General features: G+C 58.5%; 10 protein-coding genes, 1 tRNA gene and 2 rRNA genes (1 of these 13 running past the window's edge). 6 read left to right on the top strand and 7 right to left on the bottom strand.

Translation table 11 applies throughout. The features are described from left to right. Window positions 1-133 precede the first annotated feature (133 nt). Window positions 134-1417: a dicarboxylate/amino acid:cation symporter gene (locus I6L49_RS14155; protein ID WP_040069539.1), complete on the top strand. Its 1284-nt coding sequence runs from the start codon at window positions 134-136 to the stop codon at window positions 1415-1417. Between the two features lie 11 nt (window positions 1418-1428). Here the strand turns inward: I6L49_RS14155 and I6L49_RS14160 are convergent, their stop codons facing one another. After that, the gene (locus tag I6L49_RS14160; RefSeq protein WP_005339933.1) at window positions 1429-1743 is read right to left on the bottom strand and encodes a DUF2007 domain-containing protein; all 315 of its coding nucleotides are present in this window, start codon (window positions 1741-1743) and stop codon (window positions 1429-1431) included. 9 nt (window positions 1744-1752) lie between these two features. Continuing rightward, a complete protein-coding gene (locus I6L49_RS14165; protein ID WP_019444678.1) occupies window positions 1753-2655 on the bottom strand; it encodes a LysR family transcriptional regulator in 903 nt (300 codons plus the stop codon). Window positions 2656-2751: 96 nt separating this feature from the next. Between I6L49_RS14165 and I6L49_RS14170 the strand changes: the two genes are divergently transcribed. Continuing rightward, the gene (locus tag I6L49_RS14170; protein ID WP_216949781.1) at window positions 2752-3804 is read left to right on the top strand and encodes an HlyD family secretion protein; all 1053 of its coding nucleotides are present in this window, start codon (window positions 2752-2754) and stop codon (window positions 3802-3804) included. After that, window positions 3804-5357, top strand: a complete 1554-nt coding sequence (locus tag I6L49_RS14175; protein ID WP_216949782.1) for a DHA2 family efflux MFS transporter permease subunit — start codon at window positions 3804-3806, stop codon at window positions 5355-5357. Before I6L49_RS14170 ends, I6L49_RS14175 begins: the two co-directional genes overlap by 1 nt. 79 nt (window positions 5358-5436) lie before the next feature. On the opposite strand, the gene I6L49_RS14180 is transcribed toward I6L49_RS14175, so the two are convergent. Beyond that, window positions 5437-6063, bottom strand: coding sequence for a lysoplasmalogenase (locus tag I6L49_RS14180; protein WP_005348507.1), 627 nt, complete (start codon window positions 6061-6063; stop codon window positions 5437-5439). A 175-nt stretch (window positions 6064-6238) separates the two neighbouring features. Here I6L49_RS14180 and I6L49_RS14185 point away from each other — a divergent pair, with 175 nt between their 5' ends. Continuing rightward, entirely contained in the window at window positions 6239-6394 is a 156-nt protein-coding gene (locus tag I6L49_RS14185) for a hypothetical protein (RefSeq protein ID WP_005348505.1), read from the top strand. A gap of 216 nt (window positions 6395-6610) precedes the next feature. Here I6L49_RS14185 and I6L49_RS14190 read toward each other — a convergent pair whose 3' ends face one another. After that, the gene (locus I6L49_RS14190; RefSeq protein WP_216949783.1) at window positions 6611-7729 is read right to left on the bottom strand and encodes a fatty acid desaturase; all 1119 of its coding nucleotides are present in this window, start codon (window positions 7727-7729) and stop codon (window positions 6611-6613) included. Between the two features lie 147 nt (window positions 7730-7876). Here I6L49_RS14190 and fabR point away from each other — a divergent pair, with 147 nt between their 5' ends. Further along, window positions 7877-8497, top strand: coding sequence for an HTH-type transcriptional repressor FabR (gene fabR, locus I6L49_RS14195; protein ID WP_005339921.1), 621 nt, complete (start codon window positions 7877-7879; stop codon window positions 8495-8497). Window positions 8498-8516: 19 nt separating this feature from the next. Further along, window positions 8517-8882 (top strand): YijD family membrane protein, encoded by a 366-nt coding sequence (locus tag I6L49_RS14200; RefSeq protein WP_019444675.1) that lies wholly within the window; start codon window positions 8517-8519, stop codon window positions 8880-8882. 460 nt (window positions 8883-9342) lie between these two features. Here I6L49_RS14200 and I6L49_RS14205 read toward each other — a convergent pair. The 3 genes from I6L49_RS14205 to I6L49_RS14215 form a co-directional block, all read right to left on the bottom strand. Then, a tRNA-Asp gene (locus I6L49_RS14205) sits at window positions 9343-9419 on the bottom strand. Window positions 9420-9514: 95 nt separating this feature from the next. Continuing rightward, window positions 9515-9629 (bottom strand): 5S ribosomal RNA (gene rrf / locus I6L49_RS14210). 107 nt (window positions 9630-9736) lie between these two features. Continuing rightward, window positions 9737-11254: ribosomal RNA gene (locus I6L49_RS14215) — 23S ribosomal RNA — on the bottom strand; it runs 1372 nt beyond the window's last position.

Raw genomic sequence — 11254 nt, forward strand, 5'->3', positions numbered from 1 at the left:
AAATTGCGCATTTCCTGGTCAGGGGAGTGGTCACCGCCACCGCTTTGTCGATAATGTGGCAACCCGCGTCAGGGATCGCTACACTGGCGCCCCTTTTTGGCCATCGCAGACAATGTATAAGGATATTGGCGTCATGCTGTTCCATGGAGAGGCTCTCAAGCCCTGGCAGATCTGGACCCGCCGACCACTCTGGCTCAAGACCCTGATCGGCATGCTGACAGGGGTGGGTCTGGGCGTCGGCTTTGAAGAGCAAGCCCTGCTGCTCAAGCCCCTTGGCGTCCTGTTCGTCAACACCATCCAGATGCTGATGGTGCCCCTCATTTTCTGCTCGGTCATCGCCGGTCTCACCTCGCTTCTCAAGGGCAAGGCCCTCGATCGCATCGGCAGCAAGGCGATCTGCCTCTACTTCTGCTCCACCGCCATCGCCATTTGCATCGGCCTGATGATGGGCTGGCTGCTGGAGCCCGGCATGGGTGCCGACATGGGCCCCTATGAGCGGATCGGTATGTCGGAACCACCGACCCTGGCCAGCGTGCTGAGCCATCTGGTGCCGAGCAACCCGGTACAGGCGATGGTGGATGGCAAGATCCTGCAAGTGATCGTCTTTGCGGTGGCGCTGGCGGTCGCCCTCAATGCCAGCGGTCGCCGTGGCCGTCCCGCCATCCTCTTCTTCACCTCGCTGGCCGAGGGGATGTTCAAGCTGACCCAGATGGTGATGGCTCTCGCCCCTTATGGTGTCTGCGCCCTGATGGCCTGGATGACCGGCAAGTACGGTCTCGATCTGCTGCTACCGCTGCTCAAGGTGATCGGCGCCGTCTACCTCGGCTGTCTGCTGCACGTGCTCGGGGTCTATAGCACCCTGCTGCTCCTGCTGGCACGGCTCAATCCGCTGCACTACTTCAAGAGCATCGTCGATGCTCAGGCGGTGGCCTTCACCAGCAGCTCCAGCAACTCCACCCTGCCCATCAGTCTGGCCTGCGCCGAGAAGCGGCTGGGAGTCTCCCCCGCCATCACAGCCAAGGTGCTGCCCATCGGCGCCACCATCAACATGGATGGCACAGCCCTCTATCAGGGAGTGACTGCGCTGTTCGTGGCTCAAGCATTCGGTGTGGATCTGCACATGGTCGATTATCTGACCATCATCAGCATCGCCACCCTGGCCAGTATCGGCACCGCTGGCACCCCGGGCACCGGGTTGATGCTGCTGACCCTGACCCTGACGGCGGTGGGCTTGCCGCTGGAAGGGGTGGCACTGATTGCAGGCATTGACCGGATCCTCGACATGGCGCGCACCACGGTCAATGTATCGGGGGATATTCTGGTGTCGGTGCTGATCGCCCGCAGCGAAAACGAGCTGGATCTGGCGACCTATCACGATGCCAGCGCAGGGGAAGATATCGAGTTCCCGCCGCGCTAGCGAAAGAGAGATCAGCTGTCGTGGGGATCGTGATGACAGCGCCAGCAGACGTCGAAGTTGGCGCCGTTCTCCTCCCCGCACTGACCGCACAGCCAGCCGTTACCCTGGCGCTGCTGGTAACGCTCGATGACCCTTCCTGCCTTGCTGCGATCCTCAGCCCGCACCATCAGGGTCACCTGCAACATGTCGACCGGCAGTTCGCCAAGGGCGCCTGACAGCCCCTCGCCATTGAGGCGCACCAGCACCCCTTCCGCCTCCAGTGCCCCTTTCAACGCGTGCGCCTCCAGGGTGTGTGAGGCGCGATAGAGATTGATCCAGTTATCCATAGCTCCCCCTTACAACAACTTGTCGATGCCAAACTCGGCGCCGTTCTCAATCATGAAATCGATGAATGCCCGCAACTTGCGCGGCATCAGTTGCCGCTCCGGAAACAGCAAATAAATCGGCACCCTGGGTTGCTGCCACTCTGGCAGCAGGATCACCAATTCGCCGCTGGCCAGCTCATCCTGACAGAGCATAGCGGGTAACGAGGCCAACCCCAGCCCCGCCTTCGCCGCCTCCCGAGCACAGGTAATATTATTGACCCGAAAACGGGAGGGGGGGTCAACCAGCACCTCTCTGCCATCCAGCTCGAAGCACCAGTGAGAGGCGAGAAACCCGCTGCTCACCGTCACCCGCTCGTGGTTGGCCAGATCCTCCGGCCGCTCGATGACCGGGCTGCGGGCCAGATAGTCCGGGCTGGCACAGAGCAGCCTTCCGGTGCTCCAGAGTCGGCGCGCCGCCAGATTGGAGTCGCTCATGTCGCCAATCCGCACCACCGCATCCAGCCCTTCGCTGATGGGGTCCACCACCCGGTTGGTCAGCTCCAGCTCCACCTGCAGGGCGGGATAGGCCTGCAAAAACTTGGCGACCAAGCGCCCGACCACCAGTTGCCCCGTCTCGATAGGCACCGCCAGCTTGAGGGTGCCGGTTACCTCCTGCTGGCTGGCGCTCAGCATCAGCTCGGCTTCGGTCAGGGCATCGACCGCTTTGCTGCAGTGCAGGTAGTACTTCTCCCCCTCCTCGGTCAAAGTGAGCTGACGAGTGGAGCGATAGAGCAGACGCACTCCGAGCCGCTGTTCCAGCTCGGCGATGCGGCGGCTGACCATCGCCTTGGTCATCCCCAACTCGCGGGCAGCCCCCGTAAACGAGCCCTTGTCGACAATACGCACCAGAATTAACGCGGCATTGAGATCCATTGTTGCACCAGTGAAACTGTATATCTCGTGAACCAATACTAATCGAAACAGTTGACCAGTGTTAGCCTGCGCCCCTTAAGTTCAGGAATCACAAAAATGAGTCAACACAAAAAAATTCCCCTGCTGGCAGCCATGATATTGGCGCTGCTCGGTCTGCTGTTCGCCGGTTACTGGTATCTTCACGGCCGCTATTTTGAAAGCACCGACAACGCCTATCTGCAAAGTGAAGTGACCGGGATCAGCTCCAAGCTGCCCGGCTATATCCGCGAAGTGCTGGTCACCGACAACCAGCCCGTCAAAGCGGGCCAACTGATCGCCCGTCTCGATGATCGCGAATACAAAACCAGGGTCGCGGAGGCCGAAGCCGACCTGCGCCTCAATCAGGCGACGGCCGAAAATCTGGCGGCCACCCGCACCCAACAACTGAGCCTGATCCAGCAAGCCGAAGCCAAGGTCGCCTCCGCCAATGCCGAACAGCTGCGCGCCAGCCAGCAGGTCAACCGGATCAGTCAGCTCAACCAGCGCCACTACAGCTCGCAAGACAGTCTGGACGAGGTACGTGCCGGCCTGCAGGTCAATCAGGCACAAGCCCGAGAGGCCCAAGCAGCCCTGCAAGCGGCCCGTGAACGACTGCTGGTACTGGATGCCGAGCGCAAACAGAATCTGGCCAAGCAGGCATTGAGCGAAGCACAACTGGAGCAGGCCAAGCTGGAGCTCGGCTACACCGAACTGCGGGCGCCTGCCGACGGCATCATCGGCAAGCGCAGCCTGCGGGAAGGGCTCTACGTCCAGTCCGGCATGCAGGTCGCCAGCTTGGTGCCGCTGCAGCAGGTGTGGGTCGAGGCCAACTTCAAGGAGACCCAGCTCGCCCATATGCAGCCGGGCCAGAAGGTCGAAGTGGTACTCGATGCCTACCCGGATCAACCGGTCGAGGGGATCATCGACAGCCTGGCCCCGGCGACCGGCGCCAAGTTCGCCCTGCTGCCGCCGGAAAATGCCACTGGCAACTTCACCAAAATCGTGCAACGGGTGCCGGTGAAGATCCGCATCCCCGAGCCGGGCCCGCTGGCAGGCAAGCTGCTGCCGGGTCTCTCCACCGAAGTGATCGTGGATACCCGCACTCCTGATCCCGTGGTGGCTGCCAACTGATGGAACCCATTCCACGTCGCAACTGGATCGCGGTCATGGGGGGCCTTATCGGCGCCTTTATGGCCATCCTCGATATCCAGATCACCAATGCCTCCCTGAAGGATATTCAGGGGGCCCTGTCGGCCACCCTGAGCGAAAGCTCCTGGATCTCCACCTCCTATCTGGTGGCGGAGATGATCGCCATTCCCCTGAGCGGCTGGTTAAGCCGGGGGTTGAGCGTGCGCCGCTACCTGCTCTGGACCACCGGTGCGTTTATCGCCGCCTCCGTGCTCTGCTCGTTCAGCTGGAACCTCACCAGTATGATCGTCTTCCGGGCGCTGCAAGGCTTCACCGGCGGGGCGCTGATCCCGATGGCCTTTTCCCTCATCGTCACCCTGCTGCCGCTACAGAAGCGGGCCACCGGCATGGCGCTGTTCGGCCTCTGCGCCACCTTCGCCCCCGCCATCGGCCCAACCCTCGGCGGCTGGCTCACCGAGCAGATGTCGTGGCACTACATCTTCTATCTCAACGTGCCGCCGGGACTGCTGGTGATGGCCATGCTGGCCCACGGGCTTGATAAAAAACCGGTGGACTGGGCCGTGATCAAGCGGGCAGACCTCATCGGGATTGTCACCATGTCACTCGGCCTCGGCTTGCTGGAGGTGGTACTGGAAGAGGGCAACCGGGAGGACTGGTTCGGTTCAAGCTTCATCGTGCGACTGGCGGTCATCTCGGCGGTGGCGCTGGTGTTCTTCGTCATCAGCCAGCTGATCCGCCGTCACCCGCTGGTCAATCTGCGGTTGCTGCACAACCCGCGCTTCGCGCTGGCCTGCTTCGCCTATCTGATCCTCGGCATGGCGTTGATGGGCTCCATCTATGTACTGCCGCTCTATATGACCCAGATCCACAACTACAACGCGCTGGAAATCGGCGAGGTACTGATGTGGATGGGGCTGCCGCAACTGCTGGTGTTACCGCTGGTGCCCAAACTGACCCACAAGATAGACCCGCGCTATCTGGTGAGCTTCGGCTTTCTGATCTTCGCCGTCAGCTGCTTTATGAATGTCAACATGAGTGCCGACTACGCCGGGCCGCAGCTGATCCATTCGCTCATCGTGCGGGCGCTGGGGCAGCCCTTCATCATGGTGCCGCTCTCCCTGGTCGCCACCGCCAGCCTGAGCCACGACGAGATCCCCTCCTCCTCGACCCTGCTCAACGTGCTGCGCAACCTCGGTGGTGCGTTCGGTATCGCCATCATCGCGACCATGCTCGACAACGATACCCGCACCCATGTGCTGCAGATTGGCAGCACTCTGGCCGCCAGCAGTATCGAGGGGCAGAGCTATCTGCTGCAACTGGCCCAGAGCATGATGGCGCAGGGTTCAGGCCTCGAGATAGCCCAGCAGCAAGCCCACGCCATGCTGGCCAATACCATCAACCGGGAGGCGGCCATCATGGCCTACAACCAGGTGTTCTACATCATGGGGATCTTCCTGCTGATCGCCAGCGGCCTGATGTTGTTGCTCAAATCCCCCGCCCCACGGGCTGAGGATGCCGAGCCGCTAGAGGCGTGAAAAACAGCCGAGGCATAAAACGAAAAACGGGCAAGCGCCCGTTTTTCTTTATCTGTTACCTGCACTCAACCAGATGGCGTTAGCCCGCCAGCGACCCCGCGATCAGGAATTGCGCAGCGAAGTAGCTGCTCATCACCCAGGCGCGGGCGTGGGGAAAGGGGCGGCGGAAGCGATCAAGCGCCAGCATGCTGTCGGAGAAGAGGAACATCAGCGCCCCCACCAGAGCGGCGGCAGAACCGGCAGTGAGAGAGGCGTGCCAGGCACCGGCAGCCACCCAGGCCATGCCGATGATCACCAGCATGTAGCAGAAGACCGGGATCCGCATCTCCCCCAGCTTGCCCCACAGCAGGCCAAAGACCATGCCGGCGATCAGCAACAGCAGCAAACCATCCACCAGATTGAGCAACAACGGCCCCTGGGCAAAGCCGACGATATAGCAGAGATGCGCGACAAGAAATGCCGCCAACCCCTGAATGAAGCGATCACTTGGCAGCATCAGCAGCACATCGCCCGCCAGCGAGAGACAAAGGCCGAGCAGGATCCAGGCGTGTGAACCATCGTGGTCATAACTCTGGTAGCCGAACGCCAACGCGATGATAAGCAGCATGGTCAACGGCTTGCTGATATAGAACTGGCGGCTGTCTGAACCGTAGGCAGCACGGATATGCCACCAACCTGAAGCGATGATCAAGAAACTCAATAACATGCCCTGCTCCTCACCTGTTGCTCGCAGTCATACGGCAACCGTTTTTATCATGGTGCAGGGTAACAAATTCCCTCCCCCAGTGGCAGGGGTGCTGATCAAATGGACAGACTAAGCCTAAAGTCTAATTGCCGCCCCGAGTGGTTCAGGGCATAAGTGACGGGTCTGGAGGATCACCATGGAAGAAGCTATGAAGAACTATCTGCCCGCCATCGATATTATGATGTGCCATCTGGGGATCAGCTTTGAGCAGGCCTGCGAACAGCTGGGTCTTAGCCAGCAGGAGCAACAGGCGCTGGATCAGTTGCAGCAACAGCAGAGCCAAGCCAACTAAGCCCTACCGTTATTGGATATCATGATGCGCCATCTGGTGATCAGCTTTGAGCAGGCCTGTGAACAGCTGGGTCTCAGCCAGCAGGAGCAACAGGCACTGGATCAGTTGCAGCAACAGCAGATCCAAACCAACTAGCCCGTTCAAACATGCATACCAAAGAGAAGACCGCCAGCAGGCGGTCTTCTCTTTTAGTGTGTGTGATACCCCGGCAAGGCATCATGCAATGCCTGCCAGCAGGCGACTCCAGTTGCGTTTGCCCGCGATAAAGCCGTCCCGCAGGGCTCGGTACTCCAGTTGCAGCTTGAGACGGTCATAGCGCGCCAGCGCCTTGCGCTTGCGCAGCTCCAGCAGCCGCTTGCGACTGGCGTAATAGTGTTGCAACTGCTGGCTCAGCTTGTCGTACTCCTCCTGCAGCAGCGCCTGCCACAGTTCACGATCTTCCTGCTTGCGCAACTTGGCTTGTGCCCGTTTCAGTTGCATCTGCAGCCGGGCTTGTTCGATACGCACCTCCGGCGAAGATCTGAGATCTCCCGCCAGACCGCACCAGGAGGCGAGCCGGATCAACCACTTGGTCGGATCGAACTGCCACCAGTGAATGCCGTTGCGGTAGTCATTCTCGAACAGGTGGTGAAAGTTGTGGTACCCCTCGCCAAAGGTGAAAAAAGCCAGGATGCCGTTATCGCGAGCGGTATTGCGATCGGTATAGGGCTGACTGCCCCAGATGTGGGCCAGCGAGTTGATGAAGAAGGTGGTGTGGTGAGTCATCACCATCCTCAGCACGCCCGCCAACAGCAACATGCCGAGCAAGTCCCCGTGCCACAGGCCGAGCAGCAGCGGCAGCCCCAGATTAGCCGCCAGTGCCAGCGTCAGATAGTGACGGTGCTGAAACGCGACCACCGGGTTGTTTTGCAGGTCTCGCACATTGCTGTAATCACCATAGCGACCTCCCTGATGCTCCCGCAACATCCAGCCGATGTGCGAATACCAGAAACCGCGCCCCGCGCTGTAGGGGTCTTTATCGTTGTCATCCACATGACGATGGTGACGGCGGTGATCGGCCGACCAGTGCAGGGCCGAATTCTGCAGCGCCAACGCACCGCCGATGGCAAATAACCACTGCAAAGCGGGGTGCGCCTTGTAAGCCTTGTGCGACCAGAGCCGGTGATAGCCTGCGGTGATGGAGAGACCACTCAGGCAGAACAACAACAGGAAACTGGCCCACTGCCAGAGATCGTAACCGTGGCTCATACCGTACCAGGGCACGACAATCAACGCCACTATCCCGGAGAGGGAGAACAGCAGGGTATTAGTCAAAATAATGGGGGGTCTGGCCATCTCATTGCATCCTTTCAGCGAACAGCTGTTAGCCATTTTCTATGGTGATTTCCTCACGGTCAATGGTAAAAAAGTAGGATACAAACCTGATCCTGAGGCGCCTTCGGGTTATCATTTGGCCTCAATAAGCTGAAGGTGACTGATTTCGTGGGTATTCGCGCTCAACAAAAAGAAAAAACCCGGCGTACATTGATCGATGCTGCATTCAGCCAACTGTGCGCCAATCGGAGTTTCTCCAATCTCAGCCTGCGGGAAGTCGCTCGCGAAGCGGGTATCGCGCCCACCTCTTTCTATCGCCACTTTCGCGATATGGAGGAGCTGGGCCTGACCCTGGTTGACGAAGGAGGTCTCACCCTGCGCCAACTGATGCGCCAGGCACGCCAGCGCATTGCCGGTGGTGGCAGTGTCATCAGCACCTCGGTGCAGACCTTTATGGAGTTCGTCGAGAACAACCCCAACATCTTCCGGCTGCTGCTGCGGGAACGCTCCGGCACCTCGGCCGCCTTTCGTCAGGCGGTGGCTCGCGAAATCCAGCACTTTATCGCAGAGCTGACCGATTATCTGGAAGCCACCACAGAAGCACCACGGGAAGATGCCTACATCCAGGCAGAAGCCATGGTCACCATCGTCTTCAGTGCCGGTGCCGATGCGCTCGACATGACCAGCGAAGAGTGCCGTGCACTCTCCGACCGAACAATTCGCCAACTGCGGATGATCGCCATGGGCGCCGAGGTACAAAACCAGAAGCGCCGTGAACCTCACCCATGACCACAGGATGGAGAACGATATGACTGAACAGCTTATGATCCCGAAAAAACCGCTCGCCATGGCCATGCTGATTGGTATCTGTGGCGATGCCTCTCTGGCCGTGCTGACCAACTCGGTTGTGCCTTTCTCCTTCTTCCCACTGATTGCCCTCTGGCTGGCGGCCTATCAGCTGTTCCAGCACTATCGCCATGAACCCATGGTGGGCAACACCCCCATCTGCACCCTGCTCTGCTTCTTTATCGGTGTCTTCGGCCACTCCGCACTGCTCAAGGTGCAATACCCAGAGCTTGGCAGCAACTTCTTCTCCCTGATCATGATGCTGCTGTTACTGGCAGCCCTCTCCATCAAGCTCGGCCTGAGCATTGGCAACAAAGAGAAGCGCTGATAAATCGACCGAGTGATGGTAATCAGCTGATAGATAAAACAAAGAGGCCTTCCCGTCGGGAAGGCCTCTTTGCTTGAACGATACCTGATTAATACGGCAATCTCGGTATTCCCAACCTAGCCAAGCTGCTGGGCTTCAAGATCGATGTGCAGATGGAAGAGGGGGTGGTCAATATGGAACTGCCCTGCAACCAGCAGGCGGCAGAAGCCTGATTTGGCCGCCTGTAAACTCGCTCAAATGGCTGATAAGGCTCGGATATAGCCAGAAAATGGTGGAAATAACCGGCTATCTGGCCATTCTTCCGACAGGTAAAAGCCAGACATTGGCGGTTTAACGCACTAAAAATACAAGAGCTCGGTCGTGAGAGCGGGCTTTGTTGTCGCCTGCAAATCTGTGGGTCTTATGGACAAAACTGCCCATAGCAAAAAGGCCTTCCCAATCGGGAAGACCTTCAAATTAGTGGCGGAGCGGACGGGACTCGAACCCGCGACCCCCGGCGTGACAGGCCGGTATTCTAACCGACTGAACTACCGCTCCGCATTCGGTTAGCTTGCGCTAAATCTTTTGCCGCTTCTTTATGAGGTGTCATCCTCGCAGCCGGTTATGTCTTTCACATCACCGTTTAATTGGGTGCCTGGCAGTGTCCTACTCTCGCATGGCGAATGCCACACTACCATCGGCGCTACCGCGTTTCACTTCTGAGTTCGGCATGGGATCAGGTGGTTCCACGGCGCTATTGCCGCCAGGCAAAATCTTAATCTAGAAAGCTGACGTGAATAACGACTGGTCGCTATCACTGAATTTGAGTAGTTCGCTCATTCGCTACAAGGCCCAGAACACTTCTTGGGTGTTGTATGGTTAAGCCTCACGGGTAATTAGTATGGGTTAGCTCAACACGTCGCCGCGCTTACACACCCCACCTATCAACGTTGTGGTCTCCAACGGCCCTTTAGGACCCTCAAGGGGTCAGGGATGACTCATCTCAGGGCTCGCTTCCCGCTTAGATGCTTTCAGCGGTTATCGATTCCGAACTTAGCTACCGGGCAGTGCCACTGGCGTGACAACCCGAACACCAGAGGTTCGTTCACTCCGGTCCTCTCGTACTAGGAGCAACTCCCTTCAATCATCCAACGCCCACGGCAGATAGGGACCGAACTGTCTCACGACGTTCTGAACCCAGCTCGCGTACCACTTTAAATGGCGAACAGCCATACCCTTGGGACCGACTTCAGCCCCAGGATGTGATGAGCCGACATCGAGGTGCCAAACACCGCCGTCGATATGAACTCTTGGGCGGTATCAGCCTGTTATCCCCGGAGTACCTTTTATCCGTTGAGCGATGGCCCTTCCATTCAGAACCACCGGATCACTATGACCTACTTTCGTACCTGCTCGACCTGTCCGTCTCGCAGTTAAGCTGGCTTATGCCATTGCACTAACCTCCTGATGTCCGACCAGGATTAGCCAACCTTCGTGCTCCTCCGTTACTCTTTGGGAGGAGACCGCCCCAGTCAAACTACCCACCAGGCACTGTCCGCGAGCCCGATTCAGGGCCCTGCGTTAGAACATCAAACATACAAGGGTGGTATTTCAAGGACGGCTCCAGCGCAACTGGCGTCACGCCTTCAAAGCCTCCCACCTATCCTACACATGTAGGTTCAATGTTCAGTGCCAAGCTGTAGTAAAGGTTCACGGGGTCTTTCCGTCTAGCCGCGGGTACACCGCATCTTCACGGCGAATTCGATTTCACTGAGTCTCGGGTGGAGACAGCATGGCCATGGTTACACCATTCGTGCAGGTCGGAACTTACCCGACAAGGAATTTCGCTACCTTAGGACCGTTATAGTTACGGCCGCCGTTTACCGGGGCTTCGATCAAGAGCTTCGCTTGCGCTAACCCCATCAATTAACCTTCCGGCACCGGGCAGGTGTCACACCCTATACGTCCACTTTCGTGTTTGCAGAGTGCTGTGTTTTTGATAAACAGTCCCAGCCATCTGGTCACTGCGACTCCCAACTGCTCCATCCGCAAGGGACTTCACTGTCAAGAGCGAACCTTCTCCCGAAGTTACGGTTCTATTTTGCCTAGTTCCTTCACCCGAGTTCTCTCAAGCGCCTTGGTATTCTCTACCCGACCACCTGTGTCGGTTTGGGGTACGATGACTTGTAATCTGAAGCTTAGAGGCTTTTCCTGGAAGCAGGGCATCAATGGCTTCCGCACCGTAGTGCGTTCGTCTCGTGTCTCAGTGTTGTGTCTCCGGATTTGCCTAGAAACACCACCTACGCACTTTCACCAGGACAACCGTCGCCTGGCCCACCTAGCCTTCTCCGTCCCCCCATCGCAATTACAAGTCGTGCAGGAATATTAACCTG

This window comes from Aeromonas sp. FDAARGOS 1419 (genome assembly GCF_019047045.1).
GTDB classification, from domain to species: Bacteria; Pseudomonadota; Gammaproteobacteria; order Enterobacterales; family Aeromonadaceae; genus Aeromonas; species Aeromonas veronii.